Below are 18,336 nucleotides of genomic sequence, written 5' to 3'. Positions count from 1 at the left end.
ACTTATGCACTCACACAATGCCACAATTTTTGCGGTTTCCAGCGGAGCTGCGCCCGCCGCGATTGGGATCGTCAGGGTTAGCGGACCGGACGCCGCTGCCGCGTTAAAGGCGCTGACAGGTAGGCAATTTACGCCGCGCCGCGCCAGTCTTGCTACATTGTCAGAATCGTGCCGGTGTCGTGCTGGATCAGGCGGTAGTGCTTTGGTTCCCTGGTCCAAACAGCGCGACAGGTGAAGATTGCGCTGAATTTCATTGTCACGGGGGCAGGGCGGTCCTTGCGTCAGTTGAAGCGGCGCTCGAAGAATTGCCGAGCCTGCGGCGCGCCGAGCCGGGCGAATTTACGCGCAGGGCCTTTGCCAATGGGCGCATCGATCTGGCCGAGGCGGAAGGTTTGGCGGATCTGCTTGCGGCAGAGACCGAGCTTCAGCGCGCCGCGGCTATGGCGAATGTGGGCGGGATTTTATCACGGCAGGTTGAAGAATGGCGGACACGGACCCTGCAGCTCTCTGCTCAGGTAGAGGCCGCGCTCGATTTTTCCGATGAAGATGATGTCGATGCCTTGCCTAGTGCATTCGCCAGCTCCGTCTCAATTCTGCGCGAAGCGATAGCGCATTGGCTTTCCCGTCCGCGTTCTGATCGGCTCGGCAATGGTTTTCGCGTTGTCTTGGCAGGCCCGCCCAATGCCGGAAAGTCGACCTTGTTTAACGCACTTGTTGAAAGTAAAGCGGCGATCACATCAGCGATTGCAGGGACAACGCGCGATGTCATCGAACGCAGTGTTGGAATCTCCGGTGTGCCCTTTGTTTTTGCCGACACCGCTGGTTTGCGGGATGACAGCGATGATACGATTGAAGCCATCGGCATAAAGCGCGCTCAACACGCATTGGATAGCGCGGACATTGTCCTGTGGCTGGGCGATGAGGGTGAGGGCCCGCCAGGTGCATGGGAAGTTGCCCCACGCTTGGATGCGGCTGATTTTACCGAGAAGGGCGAGAAAGCATACCGCGTGTCTGCGCAAACCGGGGAAGGCGTTGACGTTTTGAAGGAAGCGCTCGTCACAAAGGCAAGGGCGAGTTTGCCGAAACCGGGCGAGGCCGCTTTGAATGAGCGCCATCATCGCCTCCTCAGCGAAGTGCATCATTCTTTGAAAGCGGCGCAAGAGCTGCGTGATCCCTTGCTGGTTGCCGAGGAGCTGCGCAGAGCAAGGCTTGGCTTTGATCGCTTAATCGGCAGGGCGACGACCGAAGATATGCTCGATGCTCTGTTTGGCCGGTTTTGTATCGGAAAATAACCCGCGTTCGGCTGAAGTGTTTCACGTGAAACAGCTTTGACTGTTCAGCATGGAACGCCTATTTCGCCGGGCATGCATGGATATGATGTTCTTGTAATTGGCGGCGGTCACGCCGGAGTTGAAGCGGCCTTGGCCGCCGCCCGCATGGGTGCGCGCACGGGCCTTGTGACTTTTGACCTGTCTGCAATTGGCGCGATGAGCTGCAACCCAGCGATTGGCGGGTTGGGTAAAGGCCATTTGGTGCGCGAGGTGGATGCACTTGATGGCATTCTGGGCCGCGCCGCCGATGCTGGCGCAATCCATTATCGGATGCTCAATCGCTCCAAGGGCAGCGCGGTGTGGGGTCCGCGTGTCCAGGCGGATCGCTCATTGCTCAAGGCCTATGTTCAAACGGCGGTAAGACGGCAGGCCAATCTCTCACTTATAGAAGGGGAGGCCGCCTCTCTCATGCTTTCGGGCGGCTGCGTCGCTGGTCTAGAGCTGTCCGATGGAACCGAGCTGACTGCACCGCGCGTCATTTTGTGCACCGGGACATTTCTGGGCGGAGTGCTTTATCGCGGCGAGGAGCGGTTTGAAGGTGGCCGCATGGGCGAAAATGCCGCCCACAAGCTCGCACAGCAATTGCGCGGTGCAGACCTTCCCATGGCGCGATTGAAGACGGGGACACCGCCGCGGCTCGACGGGCGCACGATCAATTGGGCTGAGCTGGAAGAGCAGCCCTCTGATGGGGAGGAGTGGACAATGTCTCCCCTCACCCAGGGCCGCCGCAATCCGCAAGTGTTCTGCGCGATCACCCGAACCACTCAGGCTGCGCACGATGTCATTCGCGCAAACCTTGATCGCTCACCCTTGTTTTCGGGCGCGATTGATGCGGCGGGGCCGCGCTATTGCCCTTCAATAGAGGACAAAATCCACCGCTTTGGGGACCGTGACGGGCATCAGATATTCCTCGAACCTGAGGGTTTGAGCACGCATCTGGTCTACCCCAATGGCATCAGCACCAGCCTTCCGGTGGACGTGCAGGATGCGATGCTGCGGCTTATGCCGGGTCTTGAAGATGTCGCGATTGTCGAGCCCGGCTATGCCGTGGAATACGATCACATCGACCCCCGCGCGCTAACAAGTGATCTGCAATGTCGGCAGATCCCGGGTCTGTATTGTGCAGGCCAAATCAACGGCACGACCGGCTATGAGGAGGCTGCGGCACAGGGGTTGGTCGCGGGGTTGGAGGCCGCTGCTGCGGTGTTGGGCAAATCCGCGCCCGCCATTGACCGCGCGAACTCTTATCTCGCCGTGATGATCGATGACCTTACCCTTCAAGGGGTTACCGAACCATACCGGATGCTGACTGCCCGGGCGGAATATCGGCTGCGGCTGAGAGCAAATAACGCGGCCTCGCGGTTGACGCCGCTAGGTATCCAATCGGGCTGTATCAGCGAAGAACGCTCCGCATGGTTCCATCAGCGCGAGAAAGATCGCGCCCAGTTGGCCGCCGCCTTCGATGTTACCGTACCCGCGTCCGACCTGGCTGAAAGCGGCCTCAATGTTCGGCGAGATGGCGGGGTTAAGCCCCTGGCGGAATGGCTCAGGCATGATGGGATCGGGCTTGAGGCTCTGTCGCCGTGGTTGGGCGAAGTGACGGTTAGCAATCCGTCGCTTGCGCAAGAGATGGCAGAGGATGCGGCATACGCTCCCTATCTGGCGCGGCAGGACGCAGAGCTGCGTGATTTACGGGCAAGTGAAGGCCTCTGTCTGGCGAGCGACTTTCCCTATGCGCAGGTGCCAGGCCTGTCGAACGAGATGGTCGAACGGCTCACTGCCGCTGCTCCGGCGACTCTGGCGGCAGCCGGGCGCGTTCCGGGAGTGACCCCGGCGGCATTGTCTGCTTTGTTGGTTCATGCCCGGCGCGAACTGGCTAAAAATTCTGGCCCGGTGTCTGCTGACCAGCACGCAGCTTGACCATGCCCCCACAAATAGCCTCCGAAACGGATGCCCGTGCCTTTTGTGCGCAATGGGGCGATGCCTTGGCAATGGATCGTCTGGATCGGTTTGCCGAACTGTTGCTGGCTGAGAACCGGCGGCAGAACCTCATCAGCAAACCGTCTGAGGCGCAGATCTATCAGCGTCACATCGCTGACAGCGTTCAGCTTCTCAAATATGTTTCACGTGAAACGCCGGGGCGCTCCGAGTTCACTTGGCTTGATCTCGGCACTGGAGCCGGATTTCCTGGGCTTGTTATCGCCATTTTGCGCCCCGAATGGCCTGTTTTCCTGGTGGAATCGCGGCAACGCAGGGCAGCGTTCTTGGAGGAATGCGCGCAGACAATTGGCTTGCCGCATTGCCGGGTGCTGGGCGAGCGATTGGAGCGAGTGGAACCTTTCCCGGTCAACATCATTTCTGCCCGCGCATTTGCGCCGCTTGAAAAACTCCTCCGCTTATCCGCACCCTTCTCCACAAAGGCAACGCGCTACCTCTTGCCTAAGGGGCGTTCGGCAGAGCACGAATTGTCACAGCAGAAAAAACCGATTCGAAGCATGTTTCACGTGAAACAGTCATTGACCGACAGCGAGGCAGGAATCATTGTGAGCGCATAAGGCCCATTCGCGATTGGAAAGTTCCCATGGAGAGACGAAAAATGCTGACCATTGCGATTGCGAACCAAAAGGGTGGTGTGGGCAAAACCACCACGGCGATCAACATCGCAACAGCGATGGCTGCCACGGGTTGGCGGACGCTGCTGATAGACCTTGATCCGCAGGGAAATGCGTCAACGGGCCTCGGGATTAATGCGGCTGATCGTGAGCTTTCGAGCTATGATCTGCTGGTCGATGAAATTCCCCTGACCGATGCTGTGGTTGGAACCAGCATTCCCGGTCTCGATCTTGTGCCAGCCACCGTTGATTTAAGCGGTGCCGAGGTTGAATTGGTCACAGTTGATGAGCGGACCGCGCGGTTGAAAAAGGCGCTCGAAAATCACACTGATCACGACATTTGCTTCATTGATTGTCCGCCATCGCTTGGATTGCTGACTTTGAACGCGTTGTGCGGGGCTGATACTCTGCTCGTGCCATTGCAATGCGAGTTTTTTGCTCTCGAAGGTCTCAGCCAATTGCTGCAAACGGTTGAACGGGTGCGTGAACGATTTAATCCCTCCCTCGACATTATCGGGGTCGCGCTCACCATGTTTGATCGGCGCAACCGCCTGACCGATCAGGTGTCCGACGATGTGCGCGATTGTTTGGGGCAATTGGTGTTTGAAACCGTCATCCCGCGCAATGTTCGCCTGTCCGAGGCGCCAAGCCATGGGCTGCCAGCTTTGGTCTATGACCATTCCTGTGTCGGCAGCCGCGCTTATATCGCACTGGCGCGTGAATTGATCGGTCGGTTTCCAGCTGAGAGGGAAGCAGCGTGAGTAAGAAAGCACTAGAAGAGGCCAAAAACGGCGTTGTGCAGAGCGGCCCCGCTCCGGCAAAGAAAAAGCTTGGCAGGGGCCTCGGCAAGGGTTTGGGCGCGTTGATGGGGGAAGTGCAACGCGAAGAACCCCTCGTCCGCGGGGCCAATGCCGCGCCGACATCTTCTGATCGCGCGGAACAAGTTGTAGGTGGGCCGGCCGAGAATAACGCCGCCGTCGATGCCAATTCCCCGCTGAGAATGGTCAACATTGCCTCGATTTCGCCTCTTCCTGGCAACCCGCGCAAGCATTTTGACGAAAATGCGCTTGATGAACTCGCGTCGTCAATCGCTGCACGCGGCGTGATCCAACCGATCATTGTGCGCCCGGCCAAAAAGGGCGCGTATCAGCTGGTTGCGGGCGAGCGCCGGTGGCGTGCCGCACAAAAGGCGCGGTTGCATGAAATCCCGGCGCTGGTTCGGGACCTTGATGACCGCGAGGTCATGGCGCTGGCGCTGATAGAGAACCTCCAACGCGAAGACCTGAACCCGGTTGAGGAAGCCCGCGCGTATCAAAAGCTTGCCGAAGAGCAGGATATGACTCAGGCAGAAATCGCCCGCATGGTTGAAAAGTCGCGCAGCCACGTCGCCAATATTCAGCGATTGCTCAACCTGCCCGAAGCGGTGCTCGACCTTGTTGAACGTGGCCAGCTTTCCATGGGGCATGCTCGCGCCCTTATTGGCCAGGACGATGCTTCAGATCTCGCTCAACGTGCGGTGAATGATAATCTGTCCGTTCGCGAGATCGAAAAACTGGTTCGAAAGACGGCCAAATCAGTCTCAGGCGAACCAAAACCGCCGCAGCCATTGGCCGATGCGGGCCAAGATGCTGATATTCAAGCGGTTCAGAACCATCTTGAAGAGTTTCTTGGCCTTCCCGTTCGGATAAAGGCGGATGCTGACCCGCGATCAGGCGCGATCACCATTCGTTACACCACTCTCGATCAGCTTGATCTGGTGTGCCAGCGCCTTACCGGAGGCGATATCTGACCGGGATACGGTTTGAACCGCACCCGGAGACACGTTTACTCCTGGATCAGCTTTGAGCCTGCGGACTGCTTCACGTAACGCGGTGCAGGGATAACCCGGCGCGCAGGCACACCTTCTTCGCGCACAGTCTCGCGGACGATTACGCGTTGAGGCTGTTCAACTTCAACAGGTACCCAAACCACTTGCGATGGCTGTTGATAGCCATAGGGCTGATATTGATATTGGGGTTGGTATTGCGGCTGATATTGCACCGGGTAGGGTTGATATCCCTGCGGTGCCGGGATCGTCCGCGCAGCAACCCGGTTGGCCGGGACTGGGGTTTGGCTCAAATAATTGTTGAGCGCGTCTTCGCAATTGTACACTTCATCTTTGTTATCGCGTTTCAGCGCATTGCCCAATGCTGCTCCCGCCAGGCCGCCGGCGCCTGCCCCGATAAGCGTTCCGCCCAGGCGTTCACCATCGGCGATACGATTGCCTGCGATGCCGCCGACAGCTGCACCCAAGAGGCCGCCGAGAATTTGGCTGCGCTCTTTGTTGGAGCGGCCCGCGATCCGCCGGCGACATTCATTAAGCCATTGTTCGCGTTGAACCACAACCTGTGCCGCAGCAGGCGGCGCGGCATAGACGGGCGCTGGATAAGGCTGGCCATAATAGCCGCCCGGATAGGGAGCGGCTTGAACAGGCTGAGCCTGCTGTGCAGGGTATTGATATTGCGCAGGAATTTCCCGCGCTGCTGGCGTGCGCGCGGGGATCCGGCGCGTCCGCGTAATTGTTTCAACACCATCTGGCCCCGTCACAGTCTCAACCGTCTCAGTTGGAAGCTGCGCGGGCAATTGCGTCGCTATGGAAGGTGATGGCACCCGGTCAGGAGCGGTCTGCGCAGCGGCGGCGGCAGATATACTGGCTGCGCCCAATGCGCATGAAAAGCCCAAGGCTGCTCTTATCGTAAGAGTGTTCTGCATTTTCTTCCCTCTCAATCGGCGTGTTCGACTCGAATTCATCACAAGTCATTGCGTTAGCGATCTGTTTACCAGTCTCTTTTTGAGACTCCTAATCGCGCGCTCACGATGTTTCGTTTCGGGTCGTTAACCTTGGCCGTTCTTATCGAGGCGCGAAACTGAATGGGGGCTTTCAGATACGATTGTTTACCAATTGCGCTAGGCTTTCGATCCCGTGAGCGTCTTCCCGCGAAAATCGCCCTTTTTCAGGGCTGTCGAGGTCGATTACTGCAATGACTTTGCCAGCGCGCATGACGGGCACAACCAGTTCCGATTGGCTAGCCGCGTCGCACGCAATGTGTCCGGGAAAGGCGTGCACGTCCTCGACCAGCTGCGTCACACCGTCTTTTGCGGCGACACCGCATACGCCGTGACCCAGTGGTATGCGGATGCACGCCGGGCGTCCCACAAACGGCCCAAGCACCAATTCCTCACCGCCGGTCTTTGCAGGGGCCAAGCGGTAAAAGCCTGCCCAATTAAGGCCTGGCACAAATTCCCAGATCAGCGCCGCGACATTTGCCATATTGGCGACCGGGTCCGGTTCTCCACCGGTTAGCGCATCCGCTGCATCCACCAGTTGGCGATACCTTTCGCGGGGGGAGGGCACTATCTGGCTTGAAATCAAACATAAAGGCTATCGGGGCTTTCTGATCTCGAGATCGGCAACGATCCGGTCCATGCATCGCTTCGCATATTGCCGCAAGCACTCCGCGCCTCTATCGCTGATGCATGTCTATTCTTCGCAAGCTTTCAATCACCGTTCTCGTCATCATTGCCCTTATTGCGGCCGCGCTGTTTTTCCTGACGCGCGGTGATACCGCCGATTTGGCTGTCGCGGATGTTGCCGGGACTGATCCCACCCTCGAAGAGCCCAATGCAGAGAGCTTTCCCACAGTCCAGATTGCCAAGCCAGTGGGCTGGGAAGCAGCAGATGCGCCCACGGCGGCAGATGGTCTTGCCGTCAATCGCTTTGCTGAGGGGCTGGATCACCCCCGCGTGCTCTATGCATTGCCCAATGGTGATGTGCTCGTCACGCTAACCAGAGCGCCTGCGGCAGAAGAAGAACCGAGCGGATTTATGGCGACGGTGCGCGGCTGGGTCGCAAGCTATCTGTTTTCCGAGGCTGGCGCGGCGGGCGCATCGGCCAACCAGATAGTGCTGCTGCGCGATGGCGATGGCGATGGCGTGGCCGAAACTCAAAGTGTCATTCTTGAAGAGGGCCTCGATTCGCCATCAGGCATGAGCTGGCATGAGGGTGTGCTGTATGTGGCCAATCACAACGGAGTGCTCGCCTATGAATACGCTTTGGGCAGCGATGCGGTAACTTCGGAGCCGCGCAAGCTCATGGATCTTCCGCCCGGCGGCGGGCACTGGATGCGCAATATGGAAGTGCATCCCGATGGCGACCGGCTCTACATCGCGGTCGGCTCGGTCAGCAATATCGGCGAATCCGGCATGGAGGTCGAAGAGGGCCGTGCCATGATCTGGGAATACAATCTGGAAACGGGCGATGCACGCCAATACGCAGCCGGCTTGCGCAATCCCAATGGCCTCGATTTCTCGCCATGGAGCGGCGAATTGTGGACCACCGTGAATGAGCGCGACATGCTCGGATCAGACCTTGTGCCCGATTACCTCACCAATGTTCCTGTGGGCGCGCAATATGGTTGGCCGTGGCTGTATTACAAAGACAATCCTGACCGCCGGGTCGAAGCGCCCAAGCCGCAATTTATTGAGGAATACACGCGCAATCCTCAATATGCTTTGGGTCCGCATGTGGCGGCTCTGGGGCTGGTCTTTACTGCTGAGGGGCACACAATGGGCGAACAAATGGCAAGCGGCGCCTTTATCGCGCGCCATGGATCGTGGAACCGCAAACCGCCATCGGGATATGACGTTGTCTATGTCGCATTTGATGAGCTGGGCAATCCGCAGGGCAAGCCTGTCCCGGTCCTGACCGGTTTCCTCAAGGATGACGGCACCACCAAGGGCCGCCCTACCTGGGTGGAATGGGCAGGCGATGGGTCGCTTTTGGTATCGGATGACACCGCCGGGATTATCTGGCGCACCCATGCACCAGGCGCTGAACCGGGTGCGGGGATTGAGCGGCTGGAGGGCGAAAGCCTACCTCCGCAACGCGAATTGACCGATCCGCGGCGCGTTTATGAAGAGGAATATCTGCGCGAACAGGCCGCCGAAGGTTTGATCCCGAGCCCGTAAACGCTGCGGTTAGAGCGCTTTTCCCGCTCGTCCGGCCATTTCAACTGCGAATTGATAGGCGGTTCGGCCCGACCTGTTGCCGCGCGCAATGGTCCAGGCGAGCGCTTCTTTTACATCAAAACCCACGCTCAAAGGGTCAAGATAGGCGCGCACGATCTCGAGATAGGTTTCCTGATCGCAAGGATGGAACCCCAAGCTAAGACCGAACCTGTCCACCAGTGCGAGGAAATTGTCCCGCTCATCGCGCGCATGCATGCTAGTCGTGGCATCGCTTTGAACCTGTTTGGTGAGCGAACGGCGATTTGATGTAACCGCAAAGCGGATGTGAGGCGGGCGTTTTACGACCGACCCATCGAGCAGACTGCGCAGCGCCTGATCGGCGGCTGCATCGCTTTCATCAAACGACAAATCGTCGCAAAAGATCACAAAGGCTCGCGGTTGATCGGCAAGCTGCAACAGCAAATCAGCCAAGCTCGTTAGCGCCTTCTTTGGCACCTGCACCAAGGCAATGGCGCCCATATGTTCGCGCTGGATATCGGCCAAAACCGCGCGGATCAATGCAGATTTCCCCATCCCGCGCGCGCCCCACAAGATCATGTCATGCGCGGCTGCCCCTGCGGCCAGACGCTGGCAATTGTCGCGCAGCGCAACTTTCTGCGCCTCAATCCCGCGCAGCCGATCAAGCGGTTCTGCCGCCAAAATGTCGATTTCCCGGGCTTGCGCACCCTCCCACAGAAAAGCCGGGGCGCTTAGCCAATCGGGTTCCTTAAACGGGGCAGGGGCCAACCGCTCAAGCGCGGCAGCGATCCGCTCCCACGGTGCATTGCGCGGATCGCTCATGCCAAGCCGGGTCTATCCCGCCAGCTTTTCAGCGGGAAGAGCATAGAGGAGGTCCGAACCGCCCACAGCGCCCGCCTTGTGCCCGAAAGCCTCCGGCACAATCCGGTCGAGAAAAAAGCGCACAGTCACAGGTTTGCTCTCAGCCAGCGAAGGCGCCGCGCCTTCGGCCACGGCTTGCGCCTGGTTCATCAATTGCCACCCGGCGACCGCTATGGCGGCCATTGTGCAGAACGGCACGCTGCCAGCCAGCCTGTCATCCAGGCTTGCTTCGTCGCGCATCCAGCGCGCAATCTCGGCGCATTCCTTGGCGAGTGCCGCCAGTCCTGCTTCGCCTGACGCATCGCGCGCAATGTCCTCGAACAGGCCAATCATCGCCTCGCCGCCATCAAGGCCCAGCTTGCGTGTAACGAGATCAGCCGCCTGAATGCCATTGGTGCCTTCGTAAATTGGAGCAATGCGCGAGATCGCGCCAATGTTGCGCGGCGCCCGTTTCCTCGACAAAGCCCATGCCGCCGTGGATTTGAATGCCAATGCCAGCAACCTCGACCCCGACATCGGTGCCCCATGCCTTGACCAGCGGAACAAGGATATCGGCGCGCATTTGTGCCGCTTCATCGCCGATCGTTCCGCGATCGACCTGGCCTGCGCAGTAATAGAGCAGCGCGCGCACACCCTCGGTCAACGCTTTCATCCGCAGGATCATGCGGCGCACATCGGGGTGTTCGATAATCGCGACGGGGGTCTTATCTGGCGAGCCCGCGCGCGCAGATTGCACCCGGTCCATCGCGTAATACAGCGCCTGCTGCGTCGCCCGTTCCGCGATTTGGTTGCCCTGATTGCCCACATTGATCCGCGCATTGTTCATCATCGTAAACATCGCGGCGAGCCCCTTGTTCTCATGGCCAACCAGCTCGCCAATGCATTCGCCATTGTCGCCGTAAGACATCACACACGTAGGCGAGGCATTGATACCAAGCTTATGTTCCAGGCTCACGCAGCGCAGATCGTTGCGATTGCCAAGCGAGCCGTCTTCATTGACGTGATATTTGGGCACCAAAAACAGCGAGATACCGCGTGATCCCTCCGGCGCGCCGGGAAGTCGCGCGAGCACCAGGTGGATGATGTTGTCGGCCAACTCATGCTCGCCCCAGGTGATGTAGATCTTTTGCCCGGCGATTTTGTATTTGCCCGTATGTTCGCCGCTTTCAATCGGCTCAGCGGTGGAGCGCAGCGCGCCCACATCCGAACCCGCGGCCGGTTCGGTGAGGTTCATCGTTCCGGACCATTTCCCGCTGACGAGATCGGGCAGATACTTTGCTTGCTGATCTTTTGATCCGTGATGTTCCAGCGCCTCAATCGCGCCGACCGAAAGCATGGGTAGCAGGTTAAATGCCATATTTGCCGCGCCCAAATTCTCCAGCACATTGCATGACAGCGTAAAGGGCAAGCCCTGCCCGCCATGTTCAGTTGGCGACGCAATCGCATTCCAACCCTGTTCGACATAGCTGTCATAGGCCGCCTTGAACCCATCAGGCAGGCGAACCATCCCGTTTTCCAGCCGCGCGCCTTCTTCATCACCGATACGGTTAAGCGGCGCAAATTCGCCAGCGGCAAAGGCACCGACCCCTTCGACAATGGCCTCGACCAGATCTGCTTCGGCATGGGCGAATTTGTCCGATTGGGCGAGCTCTTCAATCCCTGCATTCACGCGAATGGCGAGCAATTGTTCTTGGATGGGGGGCGTGTAAGTGTTCACAGGCAGTTCTCGTCCTTTAGTATTCAATCGCGCGTAGAAGATACGGGTGCCCCTTGGCACCGGTTGCACAAGGTTATAGCGAACTTCGCATGAGCGACAAACCCGCTACGGAAGTGGTCTTGGCAGACGCGCAAGGCATAGTGCGAGCAGCGCAGATCCTCGAATCGGGCGGACTGGTCGCGGTTCCGACAGAGACCGTTTACGGGCTCGCTGCGCGCGCCGATTCGCCCGAAGCGGTAGCGAAGATATATGCCGCAAAAGGGCGGCCTGATTTCAACCCGCTGATCGTCCATGTGCGCGATGCGGCGCAGGCTGCGCGGTTTGCTCAGTGGGGCGCAAGCGCTGACGAAGCCGCTCAGCAATATTGGCCGGGTCCGCTCACCTTGGTCTTGCCTAAGCGTCTAGATGTGAGCTTAGCGCCCGCTGTGAGCTCCGGGCTTGAAACCATTGCGGTGCGTTCTCCTGCGCATCCGGTGATGCACGATTTGCTTGCTCAAGTAGATTTCCCGCTCGCTGCGCCCTCTGCCAACCGCAGCGGTTTTATCAGCCCGACCAGTGCCGCCCATGTTTTGGCATCGCTGGATGACCGGATCGATCTGGTGCTGGATGGAGGGACAACACAGCAAGGTGTCGAATCGACAATCGCGGCATTGCGAGATGGCCAAATATGGGAAGAATTGCGCCCCGGCCCTGTTTCGCTTGGCGCTTTGCGCAGCGCAGCGGCTCAAAATAGCAAGCCCGCCCGATCTGACATTGAGGCTCCCGGCCAATTGGCCAGCCATTATTCGCCGGGTAAGCCTGTGCGGCTGAACGCCGATAGCACAGAGCCTGATGAGTTCTTTATCGGGTTTGGGGGTGGTGCAGCAGATTTCGACCTGTCGGCAGCAGCAGATTTGAGTGAGGCGGCGTCACGCCTTTATGACGCTCTCCACCATGCTGCTTCTTCAGACAAGCCGCGCATTGCGGTTGGTGGTATACCGGAAGAGGGCATAGGCCGCGCGATCAATGATCGCCTGCGCCGGGCTGCGGCGCCAACGGATTAATCGTCGTCCGGCTCAGCCGGGATCGTTGGGATAATAGCGCGCATTTCATCCAGCGTTTCGCGCGCGTCGCGGCATGCGTTGCTGTTGCCATCTTCGCATTTCGCGCTCTGCTTGGCGTATTCGCGTTCCAGCTTGCCTAATCTTTCTTCGCGTTTGCAGATCTCCCGCCCGCGGTTTTCGTCCGCTTCGGATTGGCTGGTGGTGGCGACATCGACCGCTTTCGACGCGACGCGAACAGGGGCCGTCACGACATTGGCGGCCGTGCGGACAAGGCAACCGGAAAGGGCGAGGGAGGCACAAACAAGGCCAAAAAGAGCTACAGCGCGCATGCCGTGATTGTCGCGCGCGTCACGCATCAATGCAAGTCGGGATAAATGCTAAGGGCTCGGCTGGTCTTATTCTTCGCCCGTTTCGCTTTCGCTGGCCGCGCTTTCCGCATCAACTGAGGGTGCAGAGGCGCCATTTTCGGCTGGTGTGCAGTTAAGCGTTCCTGAACCAAAGCTCGACAGGTTGCAGGTAGCGGTGCCGACAACATTAATGTCGCCCGATCCGCCGATTGACGCGTCTACTGTGCCGTTCGATTGCAATGCAATATCGCCTGAGCCCCCGATCGATATGTCGACATTGTCAGCCATCACGTCTGCAAAATTGACCGTGCCAGATCCGCCAATCGTGATATCGAGATTTTTGACGCTCCCAGCTGCAATAACTTCGCCAGCACCGCCGATCGATATGTCGAGCTCTTCTGCGTCAAGATTGCCGATCCGGATGGTGCCTGACCCGCCAATATTCGCATCCGCATTGCTGGCCAGGGCCGGGGTTTCGATTTCACCGCTTCCGCCGATGGTCAGTTCGCTTGGGATGGCCATTGTGATGCGGATGATGGCCGTGCCTTTATCGCTCCAGCTTTCCTCACGCGTTACCCCAATGAGGTCGCCATCGCGCACGAAGCGCAGCGAATTGACTGTCTCATCGTCGCCTTCGACGCTGATATCAAACGTATCGCCTTCGGTGACAATCACCTTGTCGCCGCTTGTCACGAGGATCTCATCAGGTGCTGAACCGCTCATATCGAGATCGGCAAGCGGCACGCCTTCTTCGCCGTTTATCGTGACATCGACATCATAGCACCCTGAAAGAGTCGCCCCCAAACTCAGTGCGACAAGCGGCAAGGAATGTTTCAAAACTCGGCTAAGCATGGGTATTCTCCAACAGGATATCTAAGCGTATTGTTGATGTAATACACTAAATCGCATGCTGCAAGGTCGCAAACAAAAAGGGCCGCCCAAACGAGGACGGCCCCTTTCGCGTCTTATCAAAAACAGCCTCTATCAGCTGTCTTCAGTATCTTCGTAATATTGCGGCGCATGTTCGCGCAGGACATCGAGAATTTTCTCAAGCGCTGCCGGCTCATCAGTTTCTTCCATCGCTGCCAATTCGCGCGCGAGGCGGCTGGAGGCGGCTTCGAAAATTTGCCGTTCTGAGTAGCTTTGCTCGGGCTGATCATCCGGCCGGAAAAGATCGCGGGTTACCTCGGCAATCGATACCAGGTCGCCTGAATTGATCTTGGCTTCGTATTCCTGCGCCCGGCGCGACCACATGGTGCGCTTGACCTTGGGCTTGCCTTTGAGCGTTTCCATCGCCTCTTTCAGCGTTTTGTCCGAGGACAGCTTGCGCATGCCGATCGATTCGATTTTGTTCATGGGAACGCGCAGGGTCATGCGCTCTTTTTCAAACCGCAACACATACAGTTCCAGCTGCATGCCAGCAATTTCTTCATTCTGAAGCTCAATCACACGGCCAACGCCGTGCTTGGGGTAAACAACATAATCACCAACGGTGAAAGCAGGCTCATTGCTAGCCATGCATTTTCCTTTCGCTAAGCCTAACCCAATCTCGTCTAAGCAAACGATCTTTCGCCGGCGATTTCCCCGCGATGAGAGAACCGCCCGGTTAAAACCAGCTTGTCGGCAAGATAGTAAGGGTTGTCGGCCTTTCTCATTGTCATGCCGCGATCGAGACCCGAATGCAGCGGCTGAAAGATCATATAACACAATCGCAACAAAATTGCGAGTCGCAGGCGAGACGCTACGGAAATCTGCGATTGCTCATGCAAACCGCGTTTGTAAGTTAGTCGCCTTCGCCGGGCTCGGTGCTGAAATATTTTTCAAACTTGCCCTCTTCACCCTTATGCTCGTCCGCATCTTCGGGCGGGTCTTTTTGGCTGGTGATATTGGGCCATTCGGCTGAAAACTTCGTGTTCAGCTCGAGCCATTTCTCCAGGCCATCTTCGGTGTCGGGCAAAATCGCTTCTGCCGGGCATTCCGGTTCGCACACGCCGCAATCAATACACTCGCTTGGATTGATCACGAGCATGTTTTCGCCTTCGTAGAAACAATCGACGGGGCACACTTCGACACAATCGGTGTATTTGCATTTGATGCAGTCATCTGTGACGACGTAAGTCATTGGGCAGCTTTCATTGCTTTCATTCGTTCGCGCTATGCGCTTTACGGTCACTTTGCGCGCGGTCAAGCTCGCGATAATGACACTTGGCACCAGCGGGCGACAATCGGCGTTGGGGCAGGCTGAGAATTTCGACGATCCTTACCTCGCCGCCTGTTACCAAAGTCAGCACATCGCCGATACAAATGTTCTCGCTTGCGCGCTGCACATGTTTTCTATTGCGGCGTAAAGCGCGTGTCTCAATCATAGTGCGCGCAGCTGAGCGTGTGCGGACGAACCGCAAATAGACAAGCGCGCGGTCAATTCGCAGCTTGGCCTGAGATTGCTCGGCTGCGCCCCCGTTCATTTGGCCGCTCTCATTTGGCCGCTCTCATTCAGCCAGTCTCATGCAATATGGCTCATTTGCGCAGCAGGTCTGCCAGTCCATCGAACGCGCCGCTTGCTTTGGCGGGACCAGTATCGGGTTTCTTGGGACGATCCCTCCCTTTTGGCTTTTGGCGAGCCCCTGCTTTTCGCGCTGGATCGCTGCGACGGCGCTTGCCGCCTTGTGTCTGGCCGCGCCTGTTGTCAGGATCGCCAGCCCGGCGCGGACGCCACGTCCAAAAATCGGGCGCGATGGGGCCATGTGCGCCTTCTGCCAACACGCGCGCACGGTGCAAACGGAAACCCGCACTGCCCAGCAATCGCTGCGCATTTTCTTGCTCGAGCCCAATCGAGACCGCCAGCGCCAGATCAAGCCGGAACCGGGGCGCGCGTTCCTTTGCCGCCGCTTTTTTGGCGTCCATCGCTTTGCCGCGCGCATCAAAGGCGGCGCGCAAAATCTTCTCGGCCAAATCGACGCGGATGGCTTGTCCGCCTGCGGCCCGATAACCAGCGGGCATGGCTTTGGTTTCTGCCAGAACCGGCAACATCGCTTCCTGCAGGGGCCTTTTGTCGAGGGCAAGCGCGTGCAACAAACCGCGCGGCGCTGGTTTGAGCAGCGGCCCTGCAAAAATATCGAGCGCGCCGAAGGTTACGCCGAGCTTGCGCAGAAAGGGGCGCATTTCCTTGGGCAAATGTTGTAGACCCGCTTGTTCGCGGCTCACCACACCGCGTGCATCGATCAACGTGATAAGCAGCGCGCGCGCTTCGCTTCCGGCATTGGGGTCGCGGGCCGCTTCGGCGAGTTTTTGCAAGGGCGCGAGCGGTTCAAGGCGCGCTTTCAGCCAATCTGCCAAACCCTGTTCAAGCGTCGCGCGCGGACCATCTTGCAGCAATGATATTTCCCGCGAAAGCGCGAGGCGCGGCGCGGCAAAATCATCGCCAAAACTGATATCGGCAAGGATGCGATCCTGCCATTGAACCGCGCCATCCTTAATCGAAAGCTCTACAATCCCGTCACCCATGAGCCATACGGCGCGCTTTGCCAAAATGCCGGGCAGTGCCTTTTCCCCCGCAGCGAGCAACATCTTGCGATCCGCGACTGTCGCATCTGGATCGACGACAAACCGAAAACCATCGAGCCGCCCGATATTCTCATCCTCAACTGTCAAACGGCCATCAGGCTCCAAAGTCACTGGCAAGGCGGAGGCATCCTGCCCCAGAGATTTCATCAAAATGGTCGTCCTTCGGTTTACAAATCTTTCGGTCAAACGCGCATGGAGCGCATCGGACAATTTCGCCTCAACACCGCGCGCACGCGCTGCCATTTCGTCACGGGCCAGCACCCAATCGGGCCGCTGACAGATATAGGCCCAGGACCGGATGGCGGCTATTCGTGCTTGCAGCGTATCGATGTCGCCCGAAGTCCGGTCAAGTTCCGCAATCCTCGCAGCGACAAAATCCGCACCCAAATACCCGGCTGACAGATCCTGCCATAACCGCGCGACAAAGCGTGAATGCGGCTCAACCCCAAGGCCGCGGAAATCGGGCAGCGAGCATGCTTCCCAAAACCGCCGCACCAGCCCGGAACCCTTAATCGATTTGGCAAAGGGTTCTGCCGCCAAACGTTTCAGCACCGCCAGATCAATCGCCTCGGGCGCGGCGCGCAAAGCCTCTTCGCCCGGGCGATGTTCCAGATCGCCGATCAAAACGGCCAGAGTGTCAAATCGGGGTTCAGCCTCGCGCCAGAACAGCTTGGTTATGGGCTGGAATTTGTGCTCTTCAATGGCGAAGACTTCTTCATCGGTGAATTCAATCGCTGCGCCAGATCGGTCGCCGCCGCCTGTCAGCACGCCAAAACTGCCATCGCGCTGGTGCCGCCCGGCGCGGCCCGCGATCTGCGCCATTTCTGCCGGCATCAAGCGGCGTTTGCGTTTCCCATCAAATTTCGAAAGCGCAGCGAATGCGACGTGATGCAGATCAAGGTTGAGCCCCATACCAATCGCATCGGTCGCAACGATATAGTCAACCTCACCATTTTGGAACAATTCAACCTGCTTGTTGCGCGTTTCAGGTGATAACGCCCCCATCACCACCGCCGCCCCGCCGCGAAACCGCCTAAGCGCCTCTGCCATGGCGTAAACCTGCTCAACCGAAAATGCGACCACTGCACTGCGCGGGGCAAGGCGTGACAATTTTGCTGGCCCGACATGGCTAAGCGTGGAAAATCGCGGGCGTTCCTCGCACTCAGCCTCGGGGATCAAGGATTTGACCATGGGCTCCAAAGTCGCCGAACCCAGGATCATCGTTTCTTCGCGGCCGCGCGCATGCAGCAATCGGTCTGTAAAAATATGCCCCCGCTCTGGGTCAGCGCCGATTTGCGCTTCGTCTATGCCGACAAAGGCGTGCCCGCCGCCGGTGCGCTCCATCGCTTCCATTGTGCAACAGAAATAGCGCGCATCGGGCGGTTCAATCCGCTGCTCTCCGGTGATGAGAGCAACGGCCTTTTCCCCTTTGATCGCGCGCACCCGGTCATAAACCTCGCGCGCCAACAGCCGCAAAGGAAAGCCCATCATCCCGCTGGAATGCGCGCACATGCGTTCAATCGCGAGATGCGTCTTACCCGTATTGGTGGGGCCAAGCACTGCGCGAATATTGCCGTTTGTAGAACGTGTCGGGGGCAATTGGGTCACGCTTACAATCCTGTCAGGCCTTGCCCGCATCGGCAATGGGGTGGGCGAGGCTCTTCACCAAGAAGATGGGCAAATCAGGTGAGACACAATCCGCCTGCATTGCGCCTTACAGGTATAACGCCCTATCGCGCTTCGCGGTCCAAAACCAAAAAATTAAGCTCCAATTTACCTTGTTCGGGCAGGAAAACCGCCAATATCCCGGCTTTGAACCCAAACCAAACGCTTGTT

General features: G+C 58.4%; 14 protein-coding genes and 3 pseudogenes. 7 read left to right on the top strand and 10 right to left on the bottom strand.

Translation table 11 applies throughout. The features are described 5' to 3' along the window. The first annotated feature begins 4 nt into the window (after positions 1–4). From mnmE to AC0V6L_RS05515, 5 genes and pseudogenes are all read left to right on the top strand, one after another. Positions 5–1,292, top strand: a pseudogene (gene mnmE / locus AC0V6L_RS05535) (tRNA uridine-5-carboxymethylaminomethyl(34) synthesis GTPase MnmE). A 72-nt stretch (positions 1,293–1,364) separates the two neighbouring features. After that, complete coding sequence (mnmG, locus tag AC0V6L_RS05530) at positions 1,365–3,251, top strand: tRNA uridine-5-carboxymethylaminomethyl(34) synthesis enzyme MnmG (protein WP_486155054.1); 1,887 nt, start codon at positions 1,365–1,367, stop codon at positions 3,249–3,251. A gap of 2 nt (positions 3,252–3,253) precedes the next feature. Then, positions 3,254–3,886, top strand: coding sequence for a 16S rRNA (guanine(527)-N(7))-methyltransferase RsmG (rsmG, locus tag AC0V6L_RS05525; protein ID WP_486153350.1), 633 nt, complete (start codon positions 3,254–3,256; stop codon positions 3,884–3,886). Between the two features lie 41 nt (positions 3,887–3,927). Beyond that, positions 3,928–4,704: a ParA family protein gene (locus AC0V6L_RS05520; protein ID WP_486151514.1), complete on the top strand. Its 777-nt coding sequence runs from the start codon at positions 3,928–3,930 to the stop codon at positions 4,702–4,704. Next, a complete protein-coding gene (locus AC0V6L_RS05515; protein ID WP_486153349.1) occupies positions 4,701–5,732 on the top strand; it encodes a ParB/RepB/Spo0J family partition protein in 1,032 nt (343 codons plus the stop codon). The genes AC0V6L_RS05520 and AC0V6L_RS05515 overlap by 4 nt, the downstream gene beginning before the upstream one ends. 35 nt (positions 5,733–5,767) lie before the next feature. On the opposite strand, the gene AC0V6L_RS05510 is transcribed toward AC0V6L_RS05515, so the two are convergent. Together AC0V6L_RS05510 and AC0V6L_RS05505 are read right to left on the bottom strand one after the other, a co-directional pair. Further along, entirely contained in the window at positions 5,768–6,694 is a 927-nt protein-coding gene (locus tag AC0V6L_RS05510; RefSeq protein ID WP_486153348.1) for a glycine zipper 2TM domain-containing protein, read from the bottom strand. Positions 6,695–6,863: 169 nt separating this feature from the next. Beyond that, positions 6,864–7,359 (bottom strand): annotated as a pseudogene (locus tag AC0V6L_RS05505) (GAF domain-containing protein). 100 nt (positions 7,360–7,459) lie between these two features. Here AC0V6L_RS05505 and AC0V6L_RS05500 point away from each other — a divergent pair. Beyond that, positions 7,460–8,950 (top strand): PQQ-dependent sugar dehydrogenase, encoded by a 1,491-nt coding sequence (locus AC0V6L_RS05500; RefSeq protein ID WP_486153347.1) that lies wholly within the window; start codon positions 7,460–7,462, stop codon positions 8,948–8,950. Between the two features lie 9 nt (positions 8,951–8,959). Here the strand turns inward: AC0V6L_RS05500 and AC0V6L_RS05495 are convergent, their stop codons facing one another. Both AC0V6L_RS05495 and AC0V6L_RS05490 read right to left on the bottom strand, forming a co-directional pair. After that, positions 8,960–9,790: a DUF815 domain-containing protein gene (locus AC0V6L_RS05495; protein ID WP_486153346.1), complete on the bottom strand. Its 831-nt coding sequence runs from the start codon at positions 9,788–9,790 to the stop codon at positions 8,960–8,962. Positions 9,791–9,802: 12 nt separating this feature from the next. Next, a pseudogene (locus AC0V6L_RS05490) lies at positions 9,803–11,546 on the bottom strand (acyl-CoA dehydrogenase family protein). A gap of 89 nt (positions 11,547–11,635) precedes the next feature. Here AC0V6L_RS05490 and AC0V6L_RS05485 point away from each other — a divergent pair. Beyond that, positions 11,636–12,589, top strand: coding sequence for an L-threonylcarbamoyladenylate synthase (locus AC0V6L_RS05485; protein WP_486153345.1), 954 nt, complete (start codon positions 11,636–11,638; stop codon positions 12,587–12,589). On the opposite strand, the gene AC0V6L_RS05480 is transcribed toward AC0V6L_RS05485, so the two are convergent. The 6 genes from AC0V6L_RS05480 to AC0V6L_RS05455 all read right to left on the bottom strand — a co-directional run bounded on the left by AC0V6L_RS05480 (position 12,586) and on the right by AC0V6L_RS05455 (position 18,138). Next, entirely contained in the window at positions 12,586–12,945 is a 360-nt protein-coding gene (locus AC0V6L_RS05480; protein WP_486153344.1) for a hypothetical protein, read from the bottom strand. The two genes, AC0V6L_RS05485 and AC0V6L_RS05480, sit on opposite strands and share 4 nt — an antisense overlap. A 39-nt stretch (positions 12,946–12,984) precedes the next feature. Next, the gene (locus AC0V6L_RS05475) at positions 12,985–13,788 is read right to left on the bottom strand and encodes a head GIN domain-containing protein (RefSeq protein WP_486153343.1); all 804 of its coding nucleotides are present in this window, start codon (positions 13,786–13,788) and stop codon (positions 12,985–12,987) included. 132 nt (positions 13,789–13,920) lie between these two features. Next, positions 13,921–14,454 (bottom strand): CarD family transcriptional regulator, encoded by a 534-nt coding sequence (locus tag AC0V6L_RS05470; RefSeq protein ID WP_486148945.1) that lies wholly within the window; start codon positions 14,452–14,454, stop codon positions 13,921–13,923. A gap of 265 nt (positions 14,455–14,719) precedes the next feature. Next, entirely contained in the window at positions 14,720–15,058 is a 339-nt protein-coding gene (gene fdxA / locus AC0V6L_RS05465) for a ferredoxin FdxA (RefSeq protein ID WP_486148943.1), read from the bottom strand. A gap of 19 nt (positions 15,059–15,077) precedes the next feature. Next, entirely contained in the window at positions 15,078–15,401 is a 324-nt protein-coding gene (locus tag AC0V6L_RS05460; protein ID WP_486148941.1) for a S4 domain-containing protein, read from the bottom strand. A 52-nt stretch (positions 15,402–15,453) separates the two neighbouring features. Next, complete coding sequence (locus AC0V6L_RS05455) at positions 15,454–18,138, bottom strand: helicase-related protein (RefSeq protein ID WP_486155053.1); 2,685 nt, start codon at positions 18,136–18,138, stop codon at positions 15,454–15,456. Positions 18,139–18,336 lie beyond the last annotated feature (198 nt).

This window comes from Erythrobacter sp. JB1-15, assembly GCF_057365035.1.
Note: the sequence above shows the minus strand (reverse complement) of the source record. Positions and strands in the feature narration are given on the sequence as shown.